At 69.9% G+C, this 26,865-nt stretch carries 20 protein-coding genes; 15 read left to right on the top strand and 5 right to left on the bottom strand.

Going from position 1 to position 26,865, the window contains the following annotated elements; all coding sequences use genetic code 11:
- The first annotated feature begins 26 nt into the window (after positions 1-26).
- The 5 genes from G9U51_RS04125 (at position 27) to G9U51_RS04105 (ending at position 4,615) form a co-directional block, all read left to right on the top strand.
- On the top strand, positions 27-1,016 hold the full coding sequence (locus G9U51_RS04125; protein ID WP_407941419.1) for a branched-chain amino acid ABC transporter permease: 990 nt from the start codon (positions 27-29) through the stop codon (positions 1,014-1,016).
- 55 nt (positions 1,017-1,071) lie between these two features.
- Positions 1,072-2,232 (top strand): branched-chain amino acid ABC transporter permease, encoded by a 1,161-nt coding sequence (locus tag G9U51_RS04120; RefSeq protein WP_166193596.1) that lies wholly within the window; start codon positions 1,072-1,074, stop codon positions 2,230-2,232.
- Positions 2,232-3,233 carry an ABC transporter ATP-binding protein gene (locus G9U51_RS04115; protein ID WP_166193593.1) on the top strand — a complete coding sequence of 334 codons (1,002 nt, stop codon included), beginning with the start codon at positions 2,232-2,234 and terminating at the stop codon, positions 3,231-3,233. Before G9U51_RS04120 ends, G9U51_RS04115 begins: the two co-directional genes overlap by 1 nt.
- Positions 3,220-3,936 (top strand): ABC transporter ATP-binding protein, encoded by a 717-nt coding sequence (locus G9U51_RS04110; protein WP_166193590.1) that lies wholly within the window; start codon positions 3,220-3,222, stop codon positions 3,934-3,936. Before G9U51_RS04115 ends, G9U51_RS04110 begins: the two co-directional genes overlap by 14 nt.
- Positions 3,937-4,036: 100 nt before the next feature.
- Entirely contained in the window at positions 4,037-4,615 is a 579-nt protein-coding gene (locus tag G9U51_RS04105; protein WP_166193587.1) for a GNAT family N-acetyltransferase, read from the top strand.
- A 14-nt stretch (positions 4,616-4,629) separates the two neighbouring features.
- Here G9U51_RS04105 and G9U51_RS04100 read toward each other — a convergent pair whose 3' ends face one another.
- Positions 4,630-5,067 (bottom strand): PaaI family thioesterase, encoded by a 438-nt coding sequence (locus G9U51_RS04100; RefSeq protein ID WP_166193584.1) that lies wholly within the window; start codon positions 5,065-5,067, stop codon positions 4,630-4,632.
- A gap of 19 nt (positions 5,068-5,086) precedes the next feature.
- On the opposite strand from G9U51_RS04100, the gene polA reads away from it, so the two are divergent.
- On the top strand, positions 5,087-7,759 hold the full coding sequence (polA, locus tag G9U51_RS04095; RefSeq protein ID WP_171715563.1) for a DNA polymerase I: 2,673 nt from the start codon (positions 5,087-5,089) through the stop codon (positions 7,757-7,759).
- A gap of 125 nt (positions 7,760-7,884) precedes the next feature.
- Entirely contained in the window at positions 7,885-8,361 is a 477-nt protein-coding gene (locus G9U51_RS04090; RefSeq protein WP_166193558.1) for a tetratricopeptide repeat protein, read from the top strand.
- A gap of 95 nt (positions 8,362-8,456) precedes the next feature.
- Here the strand turns inward: G9U51_RS04090 and G9U51_RS04085 are convergent, their stop codons facing one another.
- Together G9U51_RS04085 and G9U51_RS04080 are read right to left on the bottom strand one after the other, a co-directional pair.
- Positions 8,457-9,395 carry a nucleotidyltransferase family protein gene (locus G9U51_RS04085; RefSeq protein WP_166193555.1) on the bottom strand — a complete coding sequence of 313 codons (939 nt, stop codon included), beginning with the start codon at positions 9,393-9,395 and terminating at the stop codon, positions 8,457-8,459.
- Complete coding sequence (locus G9U51_RS04080) at positions 9,392-11,353, bottom strand: acyltransferase family protein (protein WP_166193552.1); 1,962 nt, start codon at positions 11,351-11,353, stop codon at positions 9,392-9,394. Before G9U51_RS04080 ends, G9U51_RS04085 begins: the two co-directional genes overlap by 4 nt.
- 137 nt (positions 11,354-11,490) lie before the next feature.
- Here G9U51_RS04080 and G9U51_RS04075 point away from each other — a divergent pair, with 137 nt between their 5' ends.
- From G9U51_RS04075 to G9U51_RS04065, 3 genes are read left to right on the top strand one after another with little or no spacing between them, the layout of a single operon-like run.
- Positions 11,491-12,081 carry a hypothetical protein gene (locus G9U51_RS04075; protein WP_166193549.1) on the top strand — a complete coding sequence of 197 codons (591 nt, stop codon included), beginning with the start codon at positions 11,491-11,493 and terminating at the stop codon, positions 12,079-12,081.
- 51 nt (positions 12,082-12,132) lie between these two features.
- Positions 12,133-14,115, top strand: a complete 1,983-nt coding sequence (locus tag G9U51_RS04070; RefSeq protein ID WP_166193546.1) for an acyltransferase family protein — start codon at positions 12,133-12,135, stop codon at positions 14,113-14,115.
- Entirely contained in the window at positions 14,112-16,055 is a 1,944-nt protein-coding gene (locus G9U51_RS04065; RefSeq protein ID WP_166193543.1) for an acyltransferase family protein, read from the top strand. The genes G9U51_RS04070 and G9U51_RS04065 overlap by 4 nt, the downstream gene beginning before the upstream one ends.
- A gap of 7 nt (positions 16,056-16,062) precedes the next feature.
- Here the strand turns inward: G9U51_RS04065 and G9U51_RS04060 are convergent, their stop codons facing one another.
- Complete coding sequence (locus tag G9U51_RS04060) at positions 16,063-17,259, bottom strand: oligosaccharide flippase family protein (protein WP_166193540.1); 1,197 nt, start codon at positions 17,257-17,259, stop codon at positions 16,063-16,065.
- Positions 17,260-17,447: 188 nt separating this feature from the next.
- Here G9U51_RS04060 and G9U51_RS04055 point away from each other — a divergent pair, with 188 nt between their 5' ends.
- From G9U51_RS04055 to G9U51_RS04035, 5 genes are all read left to right on the top strand, one after another.
- Positions 17,448-21,563, top strand: coding sequence for an alpha-(1->3)-arabinofuranosyltransferase domain-containing protein (locus tag G9U51_RS04055; protein WP_166193537.1), 4,116 nt, complete (start codon positions 17,448-17,450; stop codon positions 21,561-21,563).
- Positions 21,560-22,384 carry a glycosyltransferase family 2 protein gene (locus tag G9U51_RS04050; protein ID WP_166193534.1) on the top strand — a complete coding sequence of 275 codons (825 nt, stop codon included), beginning with the start codon at positions 21,560-21,562 and terminating at the stop codon, positions 22,382-22,384. Before G9U51_RS04055 ends, G9U51_RS04050 begins: the two co-directional genes overlap by 4 nt.
- Complete coding sequence (locus G9U51_RS04045) at positions 22,381-23,466, top strand: glycosyltransferase (protein ID WP_166193531.1); 1,086 nt, start codon at positions 22,381-22,383, stop codon at positions 23,464-23,466. The genes G9U51_RS04050 and G9U51_RS04045 overlap by 4 nt, the downstream gene beginning before the upstream one ends.
- Positions 23,463-25,196 (top strand): hypothetical protein, encoded by a 1,734-nt coding sequence (locus G9U51_RS04040; RefSeq protein WP_166193528.1) that lies wholly within the window; start codon positions 23,463-23,465, stop codon positions 25,194-25,196. The genes G9U51_RS04045 and G9U51_RS04040 overlap by 4 nt, the downstream gene beginning before the upstream one ends.
- A gap of 89 nt (positions 25,197-25,285) precedes the next feature.
- Entirely contained in the window at positions 25,286-25,447 is a 162-nt protein-coding gene (locus G9U51_RS04035) for a hypothetical protein (RefSeq protein ID WP_166193525.1), read from the top strand.
- 83 nt (positions 25,448-25,530) lie between these two features.
- Here G9U51_RS04035 and G9U51_RS04030 read toward each other — a convergent pair whose 3' ends face one another.
- A complete protein-coding gene (locus tag G9U51_RS04030) occupies positions 25,531-26,817 on the bottom strand; it encodes a glycosyltransferase family 4 protein (RefSeq protein WP_328823300.1) in 1,287 nt (428 codons plus the stop codon).
- Between the last annotated feature and the right edge of the window lie 48 nt (positions 26,818-26,865).

Here is a 26,865-nt window from a genome sequence, read left to right as displayed (position 1 = left end):
CGAGCGCAGAATCGAGGACTCTTTTGCTGCATGCCCTCGTCGCCGAAAGCTGGTTGACCTTCCACTGGAGCGACTTCCTCAGCAACTTCTGGAACGCGACCTTCGACGGCCTCACCTTCGGGGCGATCTACGCGCTGGTCGCGCTCGGTTACACGCTGGTCTACGGCGTGCTCAACCTGATCAACTTCGCCCACTCCGAGGTCTTCATCGCCGGCGCGTATGCCGTGATCTTCACCCTCTCGGGCCTCGGCTTCGGCCCATCGCCACCCACGCTGAGTCCGATCGCCATCATCGGCGACCTGCTGGTCGCGCTGCTCGCTGGCGCGCTGACCTCCGCGATCGTGGCGCTGCTGGTGGAGCGGATCGCCTACAAGCCGTTGCGGGCGCGCAATGCGCCCCGCCTGGTCTTCCTGATCACCGCGATCGGTATGTCGTTCGTCATCCAGTACGCCTTCTTCCTGTGGCGCGGCGCGGTCGCCGAGCCATCGGTGACGATGTACCAGGACAAGGCGATCTTCATCGTCTTCGGCAGCACGATCTACCTGAGCCAGCTGATCATCGTCGGCGCTGCGGTGCTGATGATGGTCGGCATCGACCAGTTGATCCGGCGCACCCGGATCGGCCGCGGCATCCGCGCGGTCGCGCAGGATCCGGACACCGCGACGCTGATGGGCGTCAACCGCGAGCGGATCATCATGACGACCTTCGTGATCGGCGGCGCGCTCGCCGGCGCGGCCGCGCTGTTCTACGTCATGAAGGTGCCCCAGGGCGTCATCTACAACGGCGGCTTCATCCTCGGCATCAAGGCGTTCACCGCCGCCGTCCTCGGTGGCATCGGCAATATCCGCGGCGCGCTGCTCGGTGGTCTGCTGCTTGGCATGATCGGCAACTACGGCGCCTACCTGCTCGGCGACGCCCAGTGGATCGACGTGGTGTCCTTCATCGTCCTCGTGCTCGTGCTGATGGTGCGGCCCGATGGCATCCTGGGCTCCAACCTCGGAAAGGTCCGCGCATGACCACCCCACGAAGTTCTCACTCCTTCGTCGCTCGATACTTCGCGAGGACCCCGGCATGACCAGTCCCATCGAGGATGTCGCCGCTTCGCAGGCGCACGCCGACGAACAGGCCGAGGAGACTCGCAAGCCGACCCGGTTCGCCGGTCTGCAGCGCTGGTGGAACGGCCTGGCCCGGCCCCAGCAGTGGCTGGTGCTCGGCCTGGTTGCCGTGCTGCTCTACGCGCTGCCCCTGCTCAACCCACCGCTGCTCACCACGCCCGGGTACGACTTCCCGATCGTGCTGTGCGACATGGCCCGGTTCGCGCTCGTCGCGCTCGGCCTCAATGTCGTGGTCGGTCAGGCCGGTCTGCTGGACCTGGGGTACATCGGCTTCTTCGCCGTCGGGTCGTATGTCGCTGCCCTGTGGACCAGCACCGACTCCACCATGGTCAAGATCCCTTATCTGGCCACGTTGCCGCTGGCGATGATCGTCACCGGTTTTGTCGGGGTGGTGCTCGGCCTGCCGACGCTGCGGCTGCGCGGTGACTATCTGGCGATCGTGACCCTCGGCTTCGGTGAGATCATTCGGCTGCTGGCCACGATCATCCCCGCCCTGAAGGGCAACACCGGCTTCCAGAACATCGGCTCGCCGCCCGGTGCCTGGAACGGCAAACCGGTCTTCACCATCACCAACGGCACGCCGTGGTTCTGGCTGTTCCTCACCGTGATCATCGTCGTCACCCTGCTGCTCGGCAATCTCGAGCGCTCCCGGGTCGGCCGTGCCTGGATCGCGATCCGCGAGGACGAGGACGCCGCCGAGGTGATGGGCGTGCCGACCTTCAAGTTCAAGCTGTGGGCGTTCACCATCGGCGCCGCGATCGGCGGCCTGTCCGGTGCGCTGTTCGCCGGTCAGATCGGCTTCGTCAACAACCAGAAGTTCGACGTGGCGACCTCGATGTTGTTCATCGCCGCCGTGGTGATGGGCGGCGCGGGCAACAAGTTCGGCGCCATGATCGGCGGCGCGATCGTCGCCTATCTGCCCTACCGGTTCGGCTTCATCGCGGACAAGAAGTACCTCATCTTCGGTGTCGTGCTGGTGATGCTGATGATCTTCCGGCCGCAGGGCCTGTTCGGTGCGCGCAACCATCTGCTCGCCTACGGCCGCTCGATCAAGCGGCAGGCGGCCCGGTTGCGCCGAGACGCCCGCGGCGACGCGGCGCTGAAGGAAGGTGCCTGATGGCCAGCCACGACAACGACATCCCCGGCGACGAGGCACCCGAACAGCACGAGCGCACCTATTCCACCGGGCATCTCAGTCTCGACAAGTCCGGCGAGGACGCGAGCGGCACGCCAGCGGACGGCATACCCACCGATTCGCCCGAAGCGCCACCGGACCTGGACAGCGAAGCCGCCCAGATCGTCCACCAGGACCGCGACATCGCCGTCGCCGTCGGCGACAACCTGGTCGAGATCCGCGACCTCACCGTGCAGTTCGGCGGCCTGACTGCGCTCGACGCGGTGACCTTCGACATCCGGCGCGGTGAGATCCTCGGGCTGATCGGCCCCAACGGCGCCGGCAAGACGACCTGCTTCAACGCCATGACCGGCGTCTACAAGCCGACCAGCGGCACGGTCACGCTGGAGGGCAAGCCGCTGCGCGGCATGAAGAAGCACGCGATCACCCGCGCCGGGTTCGCGCGCACCTTCCAAAACATCCGCCTCTTCGGCGAGATGACCGCGCTGGAGAATGTCGTTGTCGGGCTCGACGCGCGCCACCAGACCAGCGTCCTCGGTGCGCTGGTCCGCTCGCCGCGGCATATCCGCGAGGAGAAAACCTCGATCGAGCACGGTATGGCGTTGCTCGAGTTCGTGGGGATCGCCGACAAGGCGGGGGAGTTGGCCCGCAACCTGCCCTATGGCTACCAGCGGCGCCTGGAGATCGCCCGGGCGCTGGCGACCGAGCCCAAGCTGCTGTGCCTGGATGAGCCGGCCGCCGGTTTCAACCCCGCGGAGAAGGAAGAGCTGATGGCGCTCATCCGCACCATCCGCGACGACGGTTACACCGTGCTGCTCATCGAGCACGACATGAAGCTCGTCATGGGGGTGTGCGACCGCATCGTGGTGCTGGAGTTCGGCAAAAAGATCGCCGACGACGTGCCCAAGGCGATCCGCGAGAACCCGGCCGTCATTGCGGCATACCTCGGAGTGGAGGAAGAAGACGCCGATGGCGCTGCTTGAGATCAACGACCTGACCGTCCACTACGGGCGCATCCAGGCGCTGCACGGGATCTCGATCACGGTCGAGGAGGGTGAGATCGTCTCGCTCATCGGCGCCAACGGTGCCGGCAAGACCACGACGATGCGGGCGATCGCCGGGCTGCTGGGCAGCTCCGGCGGCTCGATCACCTTCGAGGGCAACGACATCACCAAGATGAAGGGCCACACCCGCGTCGCCCACGGCATCTCGCTCACGCCCGAGGGCCGCGGCATCTTCCCGGCGATGACCGTGGTGGAGAACCTCGACATGGGCGCCTACGCCCGCAAGAAGGACCCCAAGGCGTATGCCGAGGACCTCGAGCGGGTCTTCGGGTTGTTCCCCCGGCTGAAGGAGCGCGCCAAGCAGCTCGGCGGCACGATGTCCGGCGGTGAACAGCAGATGCTCGCGATCGGCCGCGCGCTGATGGCCCGGCCCCGGGTGCTGTTGCTCGACGAGCCGTCGATGGGCCTGGCCCCGCAGTTCATCCGGCAGATCTTCGCGATCATCGAAGAGGTCAACAAGCAAGGCACCACGGTGCTGCTCGTGGAGCAGAACGCCAACCAGGCGCTCAAGCGTGCCGACCGTGCTTACATCCTGGAAACCGGGGCGATCACCCGCGAAGGAACCGGCGCCGAACTGGCTGCCGACCCGGCCGTCAAGGCCGCCTATCTGGGCGCCGACTGAGTCGCTGCCGGCAACCTGCGCAGGGGCCTTCCCGGCCCGCGCGGTGGGGGCGTAGTGTTCGCGGTCGGCATACCTTTCCTTTACCCCCGAGGTGATCCGATTGACCCGACCCACCGTGCGCGTGCGCCGCGTCGTCGCCGACGACCAGGACGACTTCGAGCGGCTGTGGATCGAGTCTCGCGATGCCTTCGGGCAGGACCGCGAGTGGGCGGAGCGGATGGTCCAGGACGGCAAGGTCACCGAGGCCCTGCAGCGTGAGGAGACCCAGGTGGTGCTCGCGACCTTCGACGGCGAGCCGGCCGGCTTCCTGATCGCCGCGCCGGAACGTTCGCCGGGGCTGATCAGCGAGTCGTCCTTGTGTGTGGACGAGCTCTATGTCTCACCGAAGATGCGCAAGCACGGCATCGCCAAGGCGCTGCTGGCGACCGTGCCCAAATGCGCGGAGGAGGCCGGCCTGGAGCAGATCGTCGGCCGAGTTCCGGTGTCGCACAAGGAGATCAACCGTTTCTTCGCCCGGCTCGGCTTCACCTCGACGACCGTGCTGCGCGCGACCACGCCGGGCGCGTTGCGCCGCCATCTGTCACCGGAGCCGGGGCGCCGCCTGGCCGCGATGACCGTCGCCCGGCGCCGTCGCACCCAGCGGGCGCGCGCCGAGGCGCGGTTCAACGCCGCCGGCTAGCGCCGGCATACGGCTCACGTCGCCTTAGGCGCCGAGTCCCGCAGCAGACAGGTGATCCGGCTGGTGCACACCCGCTTGCCCTCGTCGTCCACGATCTCGACGTCGTATGACGCGAGCGTGCGCCCCAGCGACAGCGCGGTGGCCGTCGCGGTCACGAAACCCGAGCGTGCTCCGCGGTGGTGCGTGGCGTTGATGTCCAGCCCGACCGCGATGCGTCCTTCGCCGGCCTGCAGCGCCGCACCGACCGAGCCGACAGTCTCGGCGAGCACCACGCTCGCGCCGCCGTGCAGCAACCCATAGGGCTGGGTGTTGCCCTCGACCGGCATCCGGGCGACCACCCGCTCCGGGCTGGCTTCGAGGAACTCGATGCCCATCCGGTCGCCGAGCGTGCCGGCGTTCATCTGGTTGAAGGCATCGATGAGGGTCTGGTCCACGGTGGGCTTGTCGGTCATGGGGCCTAGGCTGCCATGCGTGAAGCGACTGTTGCTGCTGGATGGACATTCGCTGGCGTATCGCGCGTTCTTCGCGCTGCCGGTGGAGAACTTCTCGACGACCACGGGCCAACCGACCAATGCGGTCTACGGCTTCACGTCGATGCTGATCAACGTGTTGCGGGATGAGCAGCCGACGCACGTGGGCGTGGCCTTCGACAAGGCCCGGCAGACCTTCCGCACCGAGCAATACGCCGACTACAAGGCGGGCCGGGCGACGACGCCGGACGAGTTCCGCGGGCAGGTGTCGCTGGTGCGCGAGATCCTCGACGCGCTGCGCATCACCTATCTCGACCTCGACGGTTACGAGGCCGACGACATCCTGGCCACCTGGACCACCTCGGCGCTCGAGGCCGGCTTCGAGGAAGTGCTGATCTGCTCCGGCGACCGCGACACCCTGCAGCTGGTCACCGACCGGGTGACCGTGCTCTACCCGCGCAAGGGCGTCTCCGACCTGGCCCGGATGACCCCGGCCGCGGTGGAGGAAAGATACGGCGTCGCCCCCGAGCGCTACAGCGACCTGGCCGCGCTCGTCGGCGAGTCGAGCGACAATCTGCCCGGTGTGCCCGGTGTCGGTCCCAAGACCGCCGCCAAGTGGATCGGGCTGTATGACGGCCTGCCGGGCATCGTCGACCACGTCACCGAGATCAAGGGCAAGGCGGGGGAGTCCTTGCGCGAACATCTCGACGGCGTGCTGCGCAACCGGCAGCTCAACCAGCTGGTGCGGGACCTGCCCCTGGAGGTCACCGTCGACGACCTCGAGCGCCGGGTCTGGGATCGCCAGGAGGTGCACACCGTCTTCGATGGCCTGGAGTTCCGGGTGCTGCGCGACCGGCTCTTCCAGACCCTCGAGGCGGTCGAGGACGAGGCGGAAGAGGCCATCGAGGTCGACGGCATCGTGCTCGCACCCGACGAGGTCGCGGGCTGGGTCGCCGAGCATCTGGCCGGCACCGACCGCGCTGGCATCGAGGTCATCGGGCGCTGGGCCCGCGGCGAAGGAGAGGCCGACGCTCTGGCGGTGGCCGCAGCCGGGGGACAGGCGGCATACATCGACCTGGGTTCCCTGGAAGGGGAGGGGGAGCAGGCCGTCCGCGACTGGCTCGCCGACGAGCAGCGTCCCAAGGCGATGCACGACGCCAAGCCACAGGCGCAGTCGCTGGCCGCCAGCGGGCTGCCGGTCGAGGGCATCACGAGCGACACGGCGCTGGCCGCCTATCTGGTGCGGCCGGACCAGCGCAGCTACGACCTGGCCGATCTGGTGCTGCGGCACCTGAAGCGCGAGCTCGGCCCGCAGGAGGACACTGGCGGCCAGGCGACGCTCGACTTCGGCGGCACCGACACCGCGGCGATGGAGGCCATGCAGCGCGCCGCGGGCGTGCGCGATCTGGCCGCCGCGCTGGACACCCAGGTGGAGGAGATCGGGGCGATGTCGCTGCTGCGCGATGTCGAGCTGCCGCTCACCGGGGTGCTCGCTCAGATGGAGCGGGCCGGCATCTACGCCGACCCGGATGCGATGTCGACGCTGGAGTCGGAATATGCCGACGGGGTGCGCGAAGCCCAGCAGGACGCGTATGACGCGATCGGCGGCGAGCAGATCAACCTCGGCTCGCCCAAGCAGCTGCAGGTGGTGCTCTTCGAGACCCTCGGTATGCCGAAGACCAAACGCACCAAGACGGGGTACACGACCGACGCGGACGCGCTGACCGAGCTCTACGGCAAGACCGAGCATCCCTTCCTCGAGGCGCTGCTACGGCACCGCGACGCGGCCAAGCTGCGGGTGACGGTCGAGGGCCTGATCAAGTCGGTCGCGGCGGACGCACGGATCCACACGACCTATATGCAGACGATCGCGGCGACCGGCCGCTTGTCGTCGACCGAACCCAATCTGCAGAACATCCCGATCCGCACCGAGGCGGGGCGGCGGATTCGTGAGGTGTTCGTCGTCGGCGAGGGTTATGAGTCGTTGATGTCGGCCGACTACAGCCAGATCGAGATGCGGCTGATGGCGCATCTGTCCGGTGACGAGGGGCTGATCGAGGCCTTCCGCACCGGTGAGGATCTGCACCGGTTCGTCGGCTCGCGGGTGTTCCACGTCGAGCCCGAGAATGTCACCACGCAGATGCGCGCGAAGGTCAAGGCCATGTCCTACGGCCTGGCCTACGGACTGTCGGCCTTCGGGCTGTCCAAGCAGCTGTCCATCAGCACCGCCGAGGCCAAGGACCTGATGGACGAATACTTCGAGCGCTTCGGCGGCGTGCGCGACTATCTGCGCCAGGTCGTCGACGACGCGCGGCTGGTCGGTTACACCGAGACGATGCTCGGGCGGCGGCGCTATCTGCCCGACCTCACCAGCGACAACCGGCAGCGCCGCGAGATGGCCGAGCGGATGGCCCTCAACGCACCGATCCAGGGGTCGGCCGCCGATGTCATCAAGATCGCGATGTTGCGGGTGCACGCTGCGCTGGCCGAGGCCAAGCTCGACTCCCGGATGTTGCTGCAGGTCCACGACGAGCTCGTGCTCGAGATCGCACCGGGCGAGCGGGAGCAGGTGGAGGAGCTGGTGCGGCGGGAGATGGGTGCCGCGATGGACCTGGACGTGCCGCTCGATGTCAGTGTCGGGGTCGGCCGATCCTGGCACGACGCCGCCCACTAAAGACGCCCACCGCGCGCGGGCTCACGCCGCCCCAAAAGTTGACATGATGTGGACTCACTGGCCGCGTTGGACCGGATAGCCGGCTGAGTGTCCCGGGCAAGTGGGGTATTCGGGTAGGCGAGGGTATGGAGATGCTGATGGGAATGAGCACCGTGGAATCCGACCGCGAGGCGGCACGTCGGCTTGCGGAAGAGTCAGACGCTGACCCCAACGATGCCGAGCTTGCCCTTCAAGCAGCCCTGACCCTGGACAAAGTCTCGCGCGAGGCAACAGCCGTCGACTATTACGAGCGGGCGATTGATCTCGGCTTGGTCGAAAAGAACGAATTACTCGCTACAGCTTGTCTTGTCTCGTCGTTTCGGAATTTGCACCGCTATGACGCGGCCCTAGCCAGACTTGACATCGCGGCAGCGCGTTGGCCCCAACATGTGGCGCTCGAGTCATTGCGCGCGCTCGTGCTGCTCGACTCTGGGGAACCAGACCGGGCGATGTATACGCTCGGCCAAGTGCTTATTGCTGTCACTGAAGGAGAACTTGACGAAACGTACACAGCGCTTCTGCGGTCAAAATTTAGGGGTTTGCTTCACAAGCGCCGTGGGTAGCTGGGGCTCCCTGTTCGGCCAATATAGGCGAGCCGGACCCATCAGATACGAGGGTCCAAAAGTGGCCGGTCGGGCGGCGATAAGTGGCCGCTCGGTTAGGTGAGGACGGCGCCGGAGGCGCGCGTGCCTGCGGCGATAGCGGCACCGAACTGCACGACGCAGTCCACCAGCGCACATCCCGCACCGACCCGTGCGCCCGGCAGCACCACGGTCCCGGTGAGCCGCACGTCGGCCTCGACCACGGCCTCCGGACCGACCCAGCTGCCGCCGCCGACGACGGCCGAGCGTGCGACCCGCGCGGACGGGTCCACCGCCGGCGCTCCCGCCGCGATGCGGTCGGCGGTCGCCTGCCGCAGCGCCACTGGGGTGCCGACGTCGAGGCAGTAGGCATCCTCGGCATACGCGGTCACCAGGTCACCGCGTGCGAGCAGCGCGGGGAAGACCTCCCGCTCCAGGCTCACCTCGCGGTCGTCGGGCACGTCGGTCAGGGCGGACGGGCGCACGACATAGGTCCCGGCGTTGACCAGGCCGGGCACCGGGGCGGGGGGCTTCTCCCGGAAGGCGACCACCTGTTCGCCCTCGAGGGTCAACAGCCCGAACGGTCGGGCGTCAAGGACATTGCGCGCGTGCACGCAGACGCTCGCACCGGAACGTTCGGAGGCGACCACCTGCGCCCCCAGGTCGTGCCCGGTCAGCTGGTCGCCATTGGTCACGATGACCCGCTCGGGCGGCGTGGGCAGCGTGCGCAGCGCCCGGGCGAGCGCGCCGCCGGTGCCGAGGGGGGCGGGTTCGCGCACGAAGCTCACCCGCACGCCGTATGCCGACCCGTCCCCGACCGCCGCTGCCAGCGCGTCCCCCGCGTAGCCGCTGGCGATCACCGCCTCGTGGACACCGTGACCGGCCAGCCAGGCCAGTTGGAGCCCGAGCAAGGGGGTGCCGGCCACCGGGAGCGCCGGCTTGGGCAACACCTCGGTCAGCGGGCGCAACCGGGAGCCGAGGCCGCCGGCGAGCACCACCGCGACCGGCATATTCATCGGATCAGGCGTTGGAGCTGCGGGGCGAGCCAGGACCACATGATCGGCCCGGACTCTTCGGTGAAGTGCAGCCCGTCCTTATAGAGCGGCGCGTCGTTGATCTTGTCGTGATAGCCGCCGGTGCACAGGAAGCCGTATTGGTCGATGACCGGCACCTTGTTAGCCGTGGCCCAGGTGCGGACCTGACCGTTGATCCAGATCACCCTCGGCGTCTGGTTGATCAGCGCGAACTCCTTGTTCACATCGGCGAACGGCAGGTTGTGGCACGCCAAGGTGGTGACCGCGAACTTCTTGGCGCCGGCCTGCAGGCTCTTGTCGCGCACGGTGGTGAGCGAGTCGCTGATGAAGCGTGCGTATTCGGGGGTGCCGAAGCGCACCGTGCGACCGTTCAGCTGATAGTCGCTGACGAAGCTTTGCGGCACGAAGAACAGGGCGAGCGAGGGTTTGCCGTTGGTGATCGGCACGGTCCATCGGCCCTGCCAGGCGCGGCATTGGGGGGTGATCTGCTGCGGCTCGCCACCGATCAGCTTGGTGCCCGGGAAAGGATCGCAGCCGTCATTGACAGTGGTCTGCACGTAAATGTCCGGGTGAGCGCTTTGCGGATAGACCGCGGCCAGGCTGTCCGGGATGGAGTTGCCGATCAGGGTCACCACGTGCGGCTTGGCCAAGGGCACGTAGGGCGCGGGCGTGTAGGTGAGCGGGGTACTCGCGATCTTGCTCGTGTCGCCGACGATCTCGGTGTCACCCCACGCCGATCGGGGCATGAGGAACGCGCCGAGCACGATCAGCGGGACCGCGCACCACGCGAGCACCCGGCTCGGCGCGGGCCGCCCGGGCAGCAGCCCCGCGAAGCCACGGCGGCGGATGGGCGTCTCGACATACCGATAGGTCAGATAGGCCAGCCCGACCGACAGGGCCGCCTGGATCATCGCGCGCGGCAGCCACGGCATGCTGAGGCGCTGGGGGTTGAGGAAGACGATCACCGGGAAGTGCCACAGGTACAGCGAGTAGCTGATCAGCCCGAGCCGGCGCAGCGGCTCGACGCTCAGCAGGCGTTGCACGGGGGAGTGGTAGCGCCCGGCTGACGCGGCGATCGGGATCACCGCGATCAGGCACAGCGCCGCCAGCAACCCCTGGAAGATCGCCGAGAACGAGTCGTCGACGACGACGCAGGCGGCCAGGAAGATCACCAGCGCCGGCACCGCGGCCCAGGCAGCAAACCGGTCGAGGGCGCCCGGACGGGTCGTGCGGCGGCCGAAGTCGTGCCGCCCGAGCAGCACACCCGCGGCCGCGCCGATCAGCAATTCGAAGGCTCGGGTGTCGGTGCCGTAGTAGACCCGGCTCGGGTCGGTGCCGGGCTGGTAGAGGGCGACCATCCGCCATACCGACACCGCGGCGAGCGCCAGCAGGATCGCGGCGAGCACCCGCCGGCGCTTCATCCGCCCGCGCACCCGGGCGGTGATCGCGAGCAGCACGCTCAGCAACAGCGGATAGATGAGGTAGTACTGCTCCTCGATCGACAGCGACCAGGTGTGCTTGAGCGGACTCGGCAGCGACAGCGTCTCGAAATACGCGTCATCGGACAGCAGCATCCGCCAGTTGGCGACGTAGAACAGCGCCGAGAGCGTGTCGAGGGCCACCGAGGCGCGCCGCGACGCGAGGGTCCACACCGAGGACAGTGCCAGCACCGCCAGCAGCATGGTGACCAGCGCCGGCAGCAGCCGGCGGGCGCGCGCGGTCCAGAACCCGAGCAGGTCGATCGAGCCCCAGCGGTCGTGCTCGGCCATCAGCAGCGAGGTGATGAGGAAGCCGGACAGCACGAAGAACAGGTCGACGCCCAGCCAGCCGCCGCGCATCCAGCTGACCCCGAGGTGGAACAACACGACGGTGGTCACCGCGATCCCGCGCAGACCGTCCAACGCCGGGCGATACGGCAAGGACTTGTGCTGGTGTGCCACCGGACTCCCCGTGAATCGAGACGCGAAACTCTCGCAGTCTAACTTCGCCGACCTGCTCGTATGCCGGTGACGTCGCAGGTCGGCGGGGCTTTCTCGAACCGCCGCGCAATCCGATACCGGCGGGTAGCATGCGGGCCATGCCGAGCCACGACGACAAGACCCGCTCCGTGCTGCAATTGCGGACCGGCACCAAGATCTGCATCCTGATCGGGCTGGCCCTGCTGGTGCTCGCCGTCTACTTCTACCTCGTGCCGATGTCGCTGCGCACGACCTCCGGTGGCGTCTTCGAGTGCGGCTCGGCCTCCAGCCCGCCGTCTGAGCAGTTCGCCAAGAACGTCTGCCAGAACCTCACCGACGAGAACAAGTACAAGGCCTTCGCGGCCGGGCTGATCGGCCTGCTCACCCTCGCGCTCGGCACCTGGTTCTTCGGTGTCGACAAGGCGACCCAGGAGCGCCGGGCCCGACCGGGCTGGGACGACGAGGACGACGAACCGCGCGGCCGCGGCCGTCGTGACTGGGACGACGAGCACGACGCGGACGGGTTCGACGACCACGACGACGACCTGGACGAGTCCGCCGCCCGGCCGGCGCGCGGCGCGAGCGCCCTCGGCAGTGCCAAGCGACGACCGCCGCGCAGCGAGTCCCGGTGGGAGCGGGTCGAAGACGAGGCCGACGACCCTCGCGCGACGAGTGGTCGGCCCTCGAGGCGGCGTAGCTACGACGACTGATCCGCTGCCCGCATACCATCGGCGGGTGCTCGACCCGCGTCATACCGAACGATGAACCAGGCCCGCCGCCCGCGGCACGTCCCTGCGCTCGACGGCGTCCGCGGCGTGGACATGATGCTGTTCATGGCCTACCACTTCGGCGTCACGGCGCTGCAGGGAGCGTGGGTCGCGGTCAATCTCTTCTTCGCCCTGTCCGGCTTCCTCATCGTGCGGCTGCTCACCCAGGAGCGCAGTGTCTGGGGTGAGATCCGCATCCTGGAGTTCTACCGGCGCCGGGCCCGCCGGTTGCTGCCCGCCCTCTTCGTGCTGCTCGCTGCGGTCATCACGTACTGCTTCTTCGTCGCCGAGGACGAGCTGAAGGCCGGGCTGCGTGGCGACGTGCTGGCCACCCTCGCTTACGTCATGAACTGGCGACTGGTGCTGACCGACAACCAGTACTTCGCCGAATGGGGCACGCCGTCGATGCTCAAGCACGCGTGGACGCTCGCGGTCGAGGAGCAGTTCTACCTCGTCGTGCCCTTCCTCGTGCTGCTGCTCTTTCGCTACGTGCGCACCCGCCGGGACCGCGCGCTGATCCTGCTCGGGCTCGCGGTCGCCTCGGCGCTGTGGACCCGGCAGGTCGGTGTCGCCGATCAGGCCGCCCAGGCGCACGCCTACTACGGCACCGACGTGCGCGTGCAGACCCTGCTGGTCGGTGCCGCCGCCGGGCTGTGGTTCGCGCCCAACCGGTCGGGCACGCGCCCGCGTCCGCTGCCGCGCCCCCTCGTCCTCGCCCTGGGCTGGGGTGGCCTGGCCTTCTACGCGTGGGCCTTCGTCGGCGTCCGCCCCTACGCGGGGTGGATGTACTACGACGGCGGCCTGCTGCTGTCCTCGCTGCTCGCCGCCGGGTTGGTGGTCGCCTGCGCCGACACCAGGCCCGGCCTGCTGCAGACCATCCTCGGCTGGCGCCCGCTCGCCTATCTCGGCCGGCTGTCCTACGGGCTCTATCTGTGGCACTGGCCGATCCGCATCGCCCTCGCGCGCGCGACCCCGACCTGGCCGGTCTGGGCCCATGTTGTCGTCGGTATGGCGATCACCATCACCATCGCGGTCGCGTCCTGGGAGCTGCTCGAGAAGAAGGTCATCGCCGGCGGTTTGCGGGCCATCGTCGGCCGGCGCAACGGGCGGCTGCGCAGCCGGGCCCTCGCGATCGGCTGCACGGTCGCACTGGCCGCCGCGGCGATGGCGACCACCTCGACCGCACGGGCCGGCACCGGGGTCAACACGCCCGCGGCGAGCTGGGTCATCGGCTACCCGAAGCTGGTCCCCGGCCAGCCCACCTACACCGCGCCGACCACCCCGGTGCGCGTCACCGTCTTCGGCGACTCGGTGCCCTTCCTGCTGCAGCGGTACTTCCCCTATCGCAACTTCCCGGGCTTCACCGTGGACAACCTGGCCGTCCCCGGCTGCGACCTGATGGACCAGACCATCGAATACCCACCGCCGCTGCCGCCGCCCACCAACGACCCGAAATGCACTGCGGCCAAACGCAATCTCGCGACCACCCTCGCCCGCCAGCCGGGCAGTGACGTGATCCTGTTCGCCAGCCCGTTGCTCGCCTTCCCGCACCGGATCAACGGCACAACCGTCTGGTGGACCGATCCGTCCTATCCGGCCGCGGTGTCGGCCACCTTCGACCGCTATCTCGCGGCCGCGCGCGCCGCGGGCAAGCGCCTGCAGGTCGTCAACGTCCCGTGCCGGCCGTTGAGCAAGCTGGTCCCGCCCGATGTCGCGACCGCGATGCGTTCACGGCCCGGGCTGATCGAGGAAGGGGAGGACCCCCGGCATACCAACGGGCTGGTCGCCTCCTGGGCCGCCCGCAACAAGGTGCCGCTGATCGACCTGCGCGGCGCCGTCTGCGGCGCCGGACCCCGGTCGAGCGTCGACGGCATCGAGCTGTATGGCGACGGCATCCACTTCTCGCCCGCGGCCACCCCGATGGTGTGGGGCTGGCTGGCGCCGAAGATCATCGCCAATGTGGAAGCCGGCCGGTGAGCGCTCGCACCCAGGCCGCACCTCGGCGGCCAGCGGACCGCTCGGCCGCGATCGACGGCTACCGCGGCTTCTTCGTTTCCCTGGTGGTCGCCTTCCACTTCGGGGCGACCTTCCTCGTTGGTGGCTGGGTCGGCATCAACCACTTCTTCGTCTTTTCCGGTTATCTCATCGCCCGGCTGCTGATCCACGAGCGGGTGCGCACCGGCCGGATCGCGGTGCTCGAGTTCTACCGGCGCCGCGCTCGCCGGGTGCTGCCCGCGATGCTGGTCCTGGTGACCGCGGTGCTGCTGCACACCTGGCTGACCCAGCCGCCCCAGCAGAAAAGCCAATTCGGCGGCGACGCGCTGGGCACCGTGGGGTTCTACCTCAACTGGAGGTTGATCTCTCGCCAGGACGCCTATTTCGACATGGTGGGCTCGCCGTCGCCGCTACGGCACGCGTGGACGCTCTCGGTCGAGGAGCAGTTCTACGTGCTGATCCCCTTCCTCATCCTCGGGGTCTGCGCACTCACTCGCCGGCGCTCGCGACGGGTGCTGGTGGTGTCAGCCGCTGCGGTGGCAGCCACCTGGTGGACCGCGCATGTCGGTTATCGCGGTCTGGATTCGCTGCCGCGGGTCTACTACGGCACCGACACCCGGCTGCTCGCGCTGCTGGTCGGCGTCGCGGCCGCCTTCGTCTTCGGGCGCGACGACCGCGGCCGCTTCCCGCGGCAGCTGTCGCGGGGCACGGCCCAAGCCCTCGGGTTGATCGGCTTCGTCGTCTCGCTGAGCGCGCTCTTCGTGCTGTCGCCGACCTCCGCGTGGGCCTACAACAACGGCGGCATGCTGCTTTTCGCGGTCGCTGCCGCGCTGATGGGAGCCTCGGCCACCGACCGCCGCGACCTGCCGCTGAACCGCATCGTCGGCTGGGCGCCGCTGGTCTTCCTCGGCCGGATCTCCTACGGGCTCTACCTGTACCACTGGCCGATCGGTCTCTGGCTGCCCCTCTCCGGTATGCCGACCGTGGTCGCCGGCACGATCCAGTTCGCCCTCACGGTCGCGCTGGCGGCACTGAGCTTCCGCTACCTCGAGGCGCCGATCCTGCAGCACGGCCTGCGGGCCTTCGTCCGCACGAGGCTGCAGGGCCGGGTGATCGCCTTCGGCACCGTGGTCGCGGTCGCCGCCGCCGGCTTCGCGTTGTGGCGCACCCCGCAACCGGGGCTGGCCGACGTGCCCCCGCTGGTGGCCGGGCAGCCGGCATACATCCCTCGAAGCGGTGCCCCGATGCGGTTCGGCGTCGTTGGCGACTCGGTCGCGGTCTCACTGGTCAAGGGCTACCCGCCGAAGGCGTACCGGGACCTCGAGCTCAACGACTTCGCGGCGATCGGTTGCGACCTGATGACCCAGCCGCTCGTCGTCGCCGGGCAGCAGCAGCCCGAGTCACAGGTCTGCGCGAACTGGCGCAAGGACTGGCCGGTGAAATTCGGTCAGTATTTCGACCGCACCCTGCTGCTGATCGCCGGCACGCACTACCTCACCGACCATCAGACGCCGTCCGGTCCGGCCGCTCCGGGCACGCCGCAGGCCGCCGCGCTGATCCGGCAGTCGCTCACCTCGATCTGGCAGTCGGCGAACCGCAACGGAGCCCGGTCGGTGACGGTGATGAACCTGCCGTGCCGGCGCATCGACCCGAACAAGCTCGACCCCTCGCTGCGGTTCTTCGCGGCCAAGGGCAGCAATGACGCCATGGTCGGCTGGGCCAATGGCGTGATCGCCGATTGGGTGAAGTCGACACCGCGCGCGCACCTGCTCGACCTCAACGCCCAGTTGTGCGGGGGCGGGTTCACCCCGACCGTGCGCGGCATACCGCTCTATCACGACACCCTGCACTTCACGCCCGAGGCGGCCGCGATGATCTGGACCTGGGCGGCGCCGGCGGTGCGCCGCAACGCGGACGGCTGACGCGGGTTCAGGCCCGGTCGGCCACCGCCATGACCGAGGCCTCGGCCTCCAGATCGGCGTTCTGGTGGCGGCGCACCACCCGCACCAGGCCAAGGGCGGCGACCACGAGCGCCCCCACGACGCACACCGCGACGATCTGGGCGGCGCTTTGGTGCCACCGCAGCGCGATCGCCGCCACCTCCAGCACGATCACCACCCAGGTCGTCAGGCCGAGCACGGTGGTGTTGCTGACCATCTCGGAGAACAGCCACAGTTGGGCTAGCGCCCAGGTGATGCCGAGACCGACGCAGACCAGCGCGAGGCGGCCGTACTCGGCATACTCCGGGCCGCCGGCGATGACGATGACCGTGCGGGGCGAGACCGCGACGACCGCGGCGGCGAGCAGGCCGAGGGCCAGCACGACGCCGCTGGCCTTCAGCAGGGTGACCGTCGCATTGCGCTGGCGCATCCGTGGCACCAGGATCAGCGCGACGAACTGGGTGCCCCAGCAGATCGCCCGGCCGAAGGTCGAGGCGAGCGAATAGCCGCCGGACTCGTGTGGGGTGAGGTAGTGGCGGGCCAGCAGCACGTCGACATTGGTCAATGCCACGAACGCGGCCAGCGTCATATTGGACCGGACCAGTTCGGTGACCAGGCCGCGGCCGGACGCCGGCAGGGTGCGCAGCTGGGCGCGGATCGTCCACACCCCGAAGGCCGCGGTGACCACGGCCGCGATCAGCATGCCGGCCATCACCTGCAGCACCGAGAAGTCGAAGACCGTCGCGGCGATCGCCACGAGCAGCCGGGTGCCGGCGGTGACCAGATAGAGCAGGGCAAGGGAGCGCAGCCGGTGCTGACCGAGCAACACGCCTTGCACGCAGCCGGTCACCAACATCGCCGGCAGCACGCCCCCGAGCAGCACCGGCGACCAGGCCGAGTCCAGATGGAACAGCGTGCGCAGCACCGGAGCGAGCAGCGCGGTGAACACGAAGATCCCGAGCCCGATCGTCGCGGCCGTGCGCAGCCCGCTCGTCACCTCCTCGGTCGCGGCGTCCGGTGCGGTCACCCGGCGAGCGATGACGATCTGCAGCGCCCCGGCCGGGATGGCGAGCACGACGCCATATGTCGACAGGGCGGTGTAACCGCCGAAATCCTCCGGCCCGAGCGCGCGGGTGAGCAGCGCCACCATCAGGTAGCCCAGGACATTGGCCACGCCCATGGCCATACCCAGCAGCGCTCCGAGGACCCCGGTGGCAGCGCGAGAGGAGGTGGAGATGGTCGGGGTCCCTTTCGAGGTCGAGATGGCGAGTTGGCCAGTACCGCAAGCGTACTCGTGGGTATATTGGAACGCGCCGTTTTGGCCGCAGGGACGCCGACCGACCGGGTCCCGATGTCCCGCGACCCGGAGATCCTTTGCGACGACTGTTCACGCCGTACCGCACGGCGGTCGGGGCCGCCGTCGCCCTCCTGGCGCTGGTGGTCGGTCTCAACGCGTTCGGCAGCTTCTACACCGACATCAAGCCCGAGGTCTATCTCGCGCCGGTGCAGATGATCGGCCGCTATCTCAGCGCGTGGAACGAGTCGCCCTATCTCGGCAGCCCCAACTTCAACGTCGGCCTGGTGCCGGTGTTGTTCGCGACCGGCTTCCTGCGCTCGATCGGATTCTCGCCGGAGTGGACCTTCAAGGTCTTCCACTTCGCTTTGTGGCTGCTCGCCGGCTGGGGCGCCGCGCGCCTGACCCGTCGGCTGGACGTGCGTGGTGGCCGGTGGGCCGGCCTGATCGCCGGCATCGTCTATGTCGCCAATCCCTATGACATGCAGGCCGGGTCGACCCTGGCGATCCTGCTGCCCTATGCCTTGCTGCCGTGGCTGCTGATCTGCCTCGTGCGGGCCTTCCGGCGCCCGAGCGGCTGGGCCTGGCCGGCGGCCTTCGGGCTGGTCTTCTTCGCGATGAGCGGGATGAACGTCGCGGTGGTGCCCACCTACCAATTGCTCGCGATCATCCCGCTCGCGATCGCCGCCCATGCCGTATGGCGGGTGCGCTGGTCGGCGATCGTGCTCGTCGTCGCCAAATGCGCGCTCTTCGTGGTCGGGGTGTCGATCTACTGGCTGGTGCCCGGTGGCGCGGCGATCAACACCGGTTCGCAGATCGTCGCCGGCTCCGAGACGCTCGACGGCATCGCCAAGGTGTCCTCCTTCCCCGAGGTGTTGCGGGGGATGGGCATGTGGCCGCTCTACGGCACCTACGGCGATCGAGCCTGGGTGCCGCAGGACGCCGTCTTCGTCACCAGCACCGTGGTCATGGTGCTCACCATCTTGTGGGCGGTGATCGGGTTGCTCGCGATGACCCGGGCACCCCGGGCCGCGCGTTATCTCGCCGCCGGGTGTGTCGGGCTCGCCGCGGTCGTCATGGTCGGCGCGTTCCCGGACCCGGCCCGCCCGGCCTCGCTCTTCGGCCGCGCCTTCGTGCAGCTGATGCAGTTGCCCTTCGCCTCGGCCTTCCGCACCACCAACAAGATCGGCGCGGTGCTGGCGCTCGGCTTCTCGGTCGCGATCGGGTGCGCCGCCGTGCGCTGGTGGCCACGGCTGCGCGGCCGGGCGCTGCTGCCCGAGCTGGCCGCCGCCTGCGCGGTCATCCTGGTCGCCTCGTGGGTGCTGCCCGCTCTCACCAACCGCCTCTACCTGTCCCAGCTCAATATCCCGCAGTACTGGCAGCAGGCCGCCGAGGCCGCCGACCGGGGCAGCGCGAACTCCACGGTGCTGTTCCTGCCCGGCCAGGTGCGACCGGCATACCGCTGGACCGAGCAGCGGCCGGACGACCTGCCCAACTCACTGATCGACCGGGTGGCCGTGCTGCCCGAGACGACCCCCAACGCATCGGCGCCCGGCAGCAACTATCTCGCCGCGCTCGACGACAGCTTCCAGAACGGCGGTATGCCGGCCAACACCACCATGTCGGCCTATGCCTACTACCTCGGTGCCGACCAGGTGATGCTGCGCAATGACACCGCCTGGGAGGACACCGCCGGCATCCGGCCGAGTCTGGCCAGCACCCAGATCAGCAACGACCCCGGCATGTTCGGTGTCGCCAACTTCGGCCCGCCGGGGGACTACGTGTACGCGCCGGGCGATCCGGCCAACCGCAGCGAGGCCTTCCTCAGCCCGGTGCAGTTGTTCGCCCTGAAGGACGCGGTCGCCTCGGTGCGGGCCGAGCCGGCCGCGAACTCGCTGGTTGTCGCCGGCGACGCCTGGTCGGTCGCGCAACTGAACGCCGCCGGTCTGCTCACCACCCGGCCGACCTTCCAGTATGCCGGGGGCATCACCCGCGGCGACCTGCTCAGCCAGCTCGGCGCGGGCCACCGGCTGGTCATCACCGACACCAACGCCCGTCGAGCGGCGGTGCCGAACCGGTTGACCAATGGCTATGGCCCGGTGCTGTCGGCCGACCAGCCGTTGGTCGGCGGTCGCACCCTCGGCACCGACCCGGCCGATCAGACGGTGATGGTGCCCTCGGGCGCAACGGTCTCGGCGACCGCCGAGGGTGGCGCGTTCTTCGATCTGCCGTATGCCGCCCCGGCGAATGCCATCGACGGCGACCCGGCCACCGCCTGGCTGTTCGGCGACTTCGACCGCGCGGTCGGCCAGCGCCTCACGATCAACCAGCCGGCACCGGTGCGGCTCGGCACGATCAAGATCTCCCAGGCCGACGTGGGGGTGCACAAGATCGGCACGCTGACGGTGACCGCCGGTGGCCGCTCGATCACCCAGCGGGTGCCGGACAAGGGCTATGCCTCCTTCGACTTCGGCGCGACCCTTGCCTCCCGGGTGACCGTCACCGTCGCCACCACCCGCGGCCCGGGCTTCAACCTGGTCGGCATCAATGACATCAAGATGGCCGGACCGCCGGCGGTGCGCACGCTGCGCACCCCGGTGACCTTCGACCGGCTCTACCGCGGCCTCAGCCCGGCCGAGCGGGCCCGTTTCTCGGCCACGCCCCTGGACGTGCTGCTCACCCGGTTGAAGGGCACCAACTTCACCACCGATGACACCGAGACCGGGCTGCGGCGCCTGGTGACCCTGCCCGACGCCCGCCGCTTCGATGTCTCGGCCCAGGTGCGCGTCAACGCCCCGCTGGAGCAGGCCTATGACCGGCTCGCCGGTCTGCCGCCGGGTGCCGCCGCGACGTCGTCGGGGTTCTACTTCGACGATGGCAGTTACCGCGCGGCGGCCGCCGCCGACGGCAGCCAGAGCACCGCCTGGATCCCCGGTGGCAAGGTCGACCAGTCATGGTGGCAACTCAGCACCGCTGCGCGGTCCATCTCCCAGGTCGTCGTCGACCAGCGACGGGGGCTGTCGGACAAGACCGGCGAGGACACCCAGTGGGCCGGTTCGGCCGTCGTCACGGTGGACGGCAAGCAGGTCGGCCAGGCGAAGCTGACGCGGGACGGGCGCACCACCATCAGCTTCCCGGCCGTGCGCGGCAAGACGGTGCGGCTGACCTTCACCGCCGCGGGCGGCCCGCGGGTCGGCGCCCAGCCGCGGTTCACCGCGATCGACACCGGCTACACCCTGCGGCCCGTGGCCGCCGGCCCGCTCGACCAGCCCGACGCGTCCGGCAATCGCTGCATCCCGGTCGGCCAGGTCGATGGCCAGCCGGTGCGGATGCGCCCGGTCGACCCGATCCTCGCCACCCCGGATGTCGCGCTGGGCTCGCGCTGGGAAGCCTGCGCCCCGCTGTCCCTGGCCGCCGGGCAGCACCGGATCGAGCAGGCTCCCGGCTTCACCATCGACAACCTGTCGATGCTGGACGCCTCGGCTCGCCAGCAGGCCGTGCCGGTCACCCCGGTGCAGCGGATCACCGCCAACCACGCCTCCGCCAAGGGGCTGAAGGTCACCGCACCGGCCGCCTTCAACGTGATCCTCGGCCAGAGCTACGACCCGCGCTGGAAGGCGACCGCCAACGGCAAATCACTCGGCAAGCCGGTGCTGCTCGACGGCTACTCGGTCGGCTGGCGCATCCCCCGCGGCGGCAGCTACGACATCCGCATCTCTTATGGGCCGCAGACTTCCTCCAATATTGCGCTCGCGGTGTCGGTGGTGGTGCTGCTCATCGCCCTCGCGCTGGTGCTCCTCGCGCGGCGCAATGGCACGCTCGCCGACCCGGAGCCTGAGCCGCGACGGCGCCTGCGTCCGGCCTTCGGCCGGCTGCCGCGCCCAGCCATCGAAGTCGGCCTCGTCGCCCTCGCCTTCGTCGGCGCCGGCTGGGCCGGTCTGGCCGCCGGACTCGGGCTGGTCGCGCTGCTGCGCTGGCGCCCGCAGGTGCGCTCGGACTGGCTGACCTGGGCCGGCGCCGCGCTGATCCTGAGCTCGATGGTGGTCTACCTGATCGTGCTCGGTCCGCTGCGTGGCACGATCAGCGCCGATGGCGTCGCCAAGAGCCTGTGGCCGCACTATCTCGCCGCGGCGGGACTGGTGCTGGCGCTGACCGGCGTCGTGCGCGGCGCGAGCGAGGAGGAGGGCCCGAGATGACCGGCATACCTCTGGTGACCGTGGTGGTCCCGACCCGCAACAACGAGCGGACGATCGAGGCCTGCCTCGCCTCGGTGCGCGAGCAGAGTTATCCCCGGGTCGAGCTGATCGTCGTGGACAACCACAGCAGCGACGCGACCCCGCAGATCGCCCAGCGGTATGCCGACCTGCTGCTCACCGCCGGACCTGAGCGCTCCGCTCAGCGCAACGCCGGCATCGAGCGAGCGCAGGGGGAGTGGGTGCTGTGGCTGGACAGCGACATGATCCTGCCGCCGACCAGCGTCCAGGTGGCGATGGAGACCGCCGAGCGCACCGGCGCCGATGCCGTGGCCCTGCCCGAGCGCACCATCGGCGACGGATTCTGGACTGCCTGCCGCGCGCTGGAGCGCGAGTGCTATCTGGACCAGCCGTTGCTGCACAACCCGCGACTGCTGCGCCGCGAATTGCTCACCGGTGCCGGCGCCTTCCACCTGGGGATGTCCGGGCCGGAGGACGCCGACCTGCGGTTGCGCTTGCGCGCCGCCGGCCGCCGGATCGAACTCGCCCCGATCGTCGTCGACCACGACGAAGGACGCCTCACCGTCGCCGACGTGCTGCGCAAGCGCTATTACTACGGGCGCAGCATCCCCGCCTTCGCCGCCGAGCACCGCGGGGCGGTCGGCACCCAGGGCCGTGACCTGCTCACGGCGTATGCCGCCCACCGCGGCCGGCTCGCGCGCGATCCCGCCCACGCGGCGGGGATGGTGGTGCTGCGCAGCCTGGAGGTCGTCGGCTATTCGCTCGGCGCCCGGCGCGGACGCAAGGACCGGACCGGCCGATGAGCCGGCGGCTGCTGTGGGTGTCGCTGCCGGACCAGCGACCCCGGCGCGAGCTGTACTGGATGTCGCGGATGCCGGACACTCAGGTCACCGCGCTCGCCGCCCAGGAACCGGTCGGCGACATTCGCTGGGTGCCCTCGGCATACCGCCGCCCGATCAAACGATTCGTCGAGGCCGGCGCCTTCGCCTGGGTGCGGGGGCTGCGCGAGCAGCACCAGGAGGACTACGACTGGGTGGCGAGCCTCGAGCTGTGCTCGCTGGTCACCGGGCAGGCCTCGCGCTGGCGGCGTCGTGGCAGCCGCCACCCGTTGCAGGCGGTGATCACCTGGGAGAACCTGCCCGACCAGCCGCTCTACAAGGTGCCGCCCTACAAGCAGGCGCTGGACTCCTGCCGCAGCGCCGACCTGCTCTTGTGCATGGTCGACGCAGCGCGAGAACACTTGCTGCACAACGGTTTTCACGACGAGCAGATCCGCGTCGTCAAGCCCGGGGTCGACACCGGGTTGTTCCGCCCGGCGCTGGAGCCGGCCCGCGAACCACGCATCGTCTTCACCTCCCCGCTGGCGGAGAACAAGGGCATCGACCGGGTGCTGCAGGCGCTGACCATCGTCCGGCGGACGGTGCCGGAGGCCACGCTCGTCGTTGCCGGCAACGGCCCCCTGCGCCCCATGGTCGAGGCGGCGGCTGCCGATCCGGGCAGCGGCGTGAGCCTCGCGGGGCACCTCGATGCCGAAGGCGTGCGCGACCTGCTGGCCTCCTCGGCGGTCTTTTGCACCGCACCCCGGCCGACCTGGAAGTGGACCGAGCAGCTCGGGCTGGCCTATCTGGAGGCCCAGGCGTGCGGCCTGCCGGTCGTCACGACGCGGTGCGGCACCAACGACGAGGCCGTGCAGTCGCCCAACCTGCTGCTCGAGGACGACGCCGAGGCACTCGCCGAGGGGTTGCTGAACTTCCTCACCGATGACGCGCTGCGCGCACAGGTCGGCGCGGCCAATCGGGCCCGGATGCTCGCCGAGCACGACCTGGCCACCCAGTGCGCCCGGATGGGCGCGGCCTTCGCCGAGATCGAGTCGGACCGGCGGTGAGCACCGCGATCCCGGCTCGCCGGCTGCCGCGGGTCACCCCGGGGATAGCGGGCGGCCTCACCGGGCTGATCTGTGGGCTGCTCGCGCTCGGCCCCGCCCTGCGGCCGGGCTATCTGCTCTTCTACGACATGGTCTTTGTGCCGCGGCTGCCGCTGTCGGCGCGCACGCTCGGCATCGACGGGTCAGTGCCCCGAGCCGTGCCCAACGACCTGGTGGTGGCGCTCGCGTCATCCCTGCTGCCCGGCTGGCTGGTGCAAAAGATCCTGCTGCTCGCGGTCTTCGTGCTCGTCGGGTCCGGCGTCGGCGGGATGCTGCGCACCCGCACCGGAGCGGTCGCGGCCGCCGTCTGCGCGGCCTGGAATCCGTATGTCGGGGAGCGGCTCGCGATCGGGCACTGGGGTTTCCTGCTCGGGTATGCCGTGCTGCCGCACCTCGCGCGCGCGACCGCGGCGTGGGCGGGTGACCGGCGCGGTGGACGCGCCCGCACCGCCCGCTGGACGGTGCTGATGGCGCTCACCGGCTCGACCGGTGCGGTCTTCGGGCTGCTGGTGACGGCCTGTGTGCTGCTCGCCGGCGCAGCGCGATGGGGGCGCCGCCTCGGGCGCACGGCGGTCGCACTCGGCTTCTTCCTGCTCGCCAACGCCGTCTGGTGGTTCCCCTTCCTCTTCCTCGCGCCGCGCGAGAGCGGCGACCCGGCCGGGGTGAGCGCCTTCATGGCCCGGGCCGACACCCCCTGGGGCGTCGTCCTGTCGGTGCTGACCGGTGGCGGCATCTGGAACCGCGGCGTCTGGTTCGCCGAGCGCTCCGGCGTGGTGACCTCCGGGCTTGCGCTGCTCGGGGTGGTCGCGGCGGTTGGCGCGCTGGCGCGCTCCGGCCGGCTGCGCGAGCCGCTGGTGCGCGGCGTGCTCGTCGCCGGTGTGATCGGCGCGGTGCTCGCCTTCGGGTCGGCGCTTCCGGGTGGGCGCGGGCTGGTGACCTGGATCGTGCGCGAGATCCCCGGCGGTGGACTGTTGCGCGACTCGCAGAAATTCGCGGCGCCGTGGATGCTCGCCGTCGCCCTCGGCGCCGGCATGCTCGCGGAGGTGGTTCGCCGCGCCGGGCGCCGGCTGCAGGCGGCCCCCGCCGCGGTCGCGCTGGCGGTCGCCGTTGCGGCGCTGTGGCCGGTGGCGACCCTGCCCGGGCTGGCGTGGGGCGCCGGCGGCAAGTGGCGCGCGGTCGACTACCCCCCGGCATACCGCCAGATCGCCGAGGTGATCGCTGCGCAACCGCAGGGCTCGGTCGCGGTCTTCCCGTGGACGCTCTACCGGCGCTACGCCTGGGACCACCGCGTCGTCGTGCTCGATCCGTGGCAGCGGCTGGTCGATCGCGACGTCCTGGTCAACGACGACCTGCCGCTGTCGGACCGGGTGGTGCGGGGCGAGAGCACCCGGGCGCGAGCGGTCGGCGACGCGTTGCGCTCCGGCGACCCGGTGCCGGTGCTGCGCCGCGAAGGGGTGACCTTGGTGCTGGTGCAAACCGACCAGCCGGCCCAGCCCGGGATCGTCACCGGTCTGCCGGTCCTCGCGCGGGCACCGGGGCTGGTGCTGATGCGGGTGCCCGGTGCCGTGGGCGACGCCACGCCGGCGCCCACGCCGACCGCATGGACGGGGCTCGGCGGGCTCGCTCTGGCGGTCCTCGGCGCGGCCGGGCTGACGGTCGCAGAAAGAGTTCGCACCGGCTCGCGTCGTTAACCCAGCGTGCTACCGACGAGTTTGCTACCGTTGGGCAATCAGCAAGTACGTGGCTTCGACCCGCGAGGCCCCGCACGATAGGTGAGGCGATGACGACTGAAAACCAGGCCGGCAAGAAGACCGCCTACAACGTGGGCGCGGGCATCATCGGTGCGCTGCTTGCCCTCTTCGCGATCTTCGGTCTGATCGCGCAGCAGGGCGCCATCACCCAGCCCCAGACCTACAAGGCACAGATCAGCTACGACCAGTAGCAGCTGACCGCCGAGACGGCGGCCCGGACCTCTCAGGGAGGGGTCCGGGCCGCCGTCTGTCGTTGAGGGCGGTGCGGCTCGCGTCAGACCGCGATGTCCTGCGGCTCGTCGGCGCGTGCGGCGGCCCGACGGGCGAGGTGCTCGGCCAGCAGGTCGTGCACCCGGCGGCGGTGGGAGGAGAGCGCGGCGGGGGAAACCGGCCGCGGCCCGCGCCCGGCGACATTGCGCACCACCTCGTGCAGGCGCGCGCCGGTGGCAGCCCAGTCGAAGCTCAGGGCATGCCGGCGAGCACCCGCGCCGAGTTCCTCGCGCAGGCTGTGGTGGCGCAGCAGCACCCGCACCTGTTCGGCCATGTCGTGCCGGTCGTGGGCGAGCAGCCCGGTGCGGCCGTGCTGGATCGACTCGCTCGGGCCACCGGCATGCGCGAAGGCGATGGTCGGGGTGGCGTGCAGCCCGGCCTCGACGATGGTCAGACCCCAGCCCTCCTTGTGCGAGGGCATCAGTGAGAGCCAGGACTGCGCGAGCAGCCGGTGCTTGGTCGGCTCGTCGACGAAGCCGTGGAAGGTGACCGCGTCGCTCACCGCGCGCCGCTGGGCGTGTCGCACCAGCTCCTCCTGCCAGTAGCCGGAGCCGACGACGTCCAGACGCAGGTCGGGGAATTCCTCGCGCAACTGGGCGACCACGTCGATGGCGATCTCGACCTGCTTGTGCGGCACCAGCCGGCACAACACCACCAGGCTGGGGACGTCGGTGCGGGGCACATCGCCATACGACAGATAGTCCTGCGGCAGGTCGTTGCCGGAGTAGACCAGGTCGATGTCCTTGGCCCGGACACCGAGGCCGATCAGGTCCTCGCGGGTGGCCTGCGACACCGTGACATATCGGCTGCCGCGGTAGACGCGGGGGGCGACCTTGGACTCCAGGAACCAGCCGAAGCGGGCGATGCGCTCACCGAAGATGACCGCCCACTGGTCCTTGTGCACGTGGTGGACCACGTTGACGACCGGCACCCGGCCGGCGACGAGCGGGGTCCAGAAGGGCACGCCGTTTTGCACGTCGATCACCACGTCGTAGTCGCCGCGGTGGGTGGCCAGGTGCAGCAGCCCGGCGAGATAGGTGGTGAACCGGTTGCCGCGGCGCAGGACGGTGACATCGCCGTGCCGGGCCTGCCGGTCGGCGCCCTTGAACCGGGCGGTGAACAGCGTGACGGCATCGCCGAAGGAGGTCATCACCTCGGCGGTCCGTTCGACAAAGGTCTCCGAGCCGCCCGCCTCGGGGTGCTCGCGGTCGCGCCAGGAGAGGTAGAGGATCCGCAGCGGATCCCGGGACCCCTGCGCCGGCGCGAGCCTTCGTCCGTGCGCTGACCTCACGAAGTCTCCCTTTGATCGATGGTCCCGCGCGGGGAAGCGTCCGCCGAC

The sequence above is a fragment of the Metallococcus carri genome, assembly GCF_011440275.1.
In the GTDB taxonomy this organism is placed as follows: domain Bacteria; phylum Actinomycetota; class Actinomycetes; order Actinomycetales; family Dermatophilaceae; genus Metallococcus; species Metallococcus carri.
Note: the sequence above shows the minus strand (reverse complement) of the source record. Positions and strands in the feature narration are given on the sequence as shown.

What these genes read in the sequence shown, in the direction of transcription:
- G9U51_RS04075 (WP_166193549.1), top strand. Translation starts at nt 11,491, where the DNA reads ATGCCGAGCCACGACGACAAGACCCGCTCCGTGCTGCAATTGCGGACC.
- G9U51_RS04110 (WP_166193590.1), top strand. Translation starts at nt 3,220, where the DNA reads ATGGCGCTGCTTGAGATCAACGACCTGACCGTCCACTACGGGCGCATC.
- G9U51_RS04050 (WP_166193534.1), top strand. Translation starts at nt 21,560, where the DNA reads ATGACCGGCATACCTCTGGTGACCGTGGTGGTCCCGACCCGCAACAAC.
- G9U51_RS04115 (WP_166193593.1), top strand. Translation starts at nt 2,232, where the DNA reads ATGGCCAGCCACGACAACGACATCCCCGGCGACGAGGCACCCGAACAG.
- G9U51_RS04060 (WP_166193540.1), bottom strand. Translation starts at nt 17,259, where the DNA reads ATGGCCATGGGCGTGGCCAATGTCCTGGGCTACCTGATGGTGGCGCTG.
- G9U51_RS04100 (WP_166193584.1), bottom strand. Translation starts at nt 5,067, where the DNA reads ATGACCGACAAGCCCACCGTGGACCAGACCCTCATCGATGCCTTCAAC.
- G9U51_RS04090 (WP_166193558.1), top strand. Translation starts at nt 7,885, where the DNA reads ATGGAGATGCTGATGGGAATGAGCACCGTGGAATCCGACCGCGAGGCG.
- G9U51_RS04035 (WP_166193525.1), top strand. Translation starts at nt 25,286, where the DNA reads ATGACGACTGAAAACCAGGCCGGCAAGAAGACCGCCTACAACGTGGGC.
- G9U51_RS04045 (WP_166193531.1), top strand. Translation starts at nt 22,381, where the DNA reads ATGAGCCGGCGGCTGCTGTGGGTGTCGCTGCCGGACCAGCGACCCCGG.
- G9U51_RS04085 (WP_166193555.1), bottom strand. Translation starts at nt 9,395, where the DNA reads ATGAATATGCCGGTCGCGGTGGTGCTCGCCGGCGGCCTCGGCTCCCGG.
- G9U51_RS04070 (WP_166193546.1), top strand. Translation starts at nt 12,133, where the DNA reads ATGAACCAGGCCCGCCGCCCGCGGCACGTCCCTGCGCTCGACGGCGTC.
- G9U51_RS04120 (WP_166193596.1), top strand. Translation starts at nt 1,072, where the DNA reads ATGACCAGTCCCATCGAGGATGTCGCCGCTTCGCAGGCGCACGCCGAC.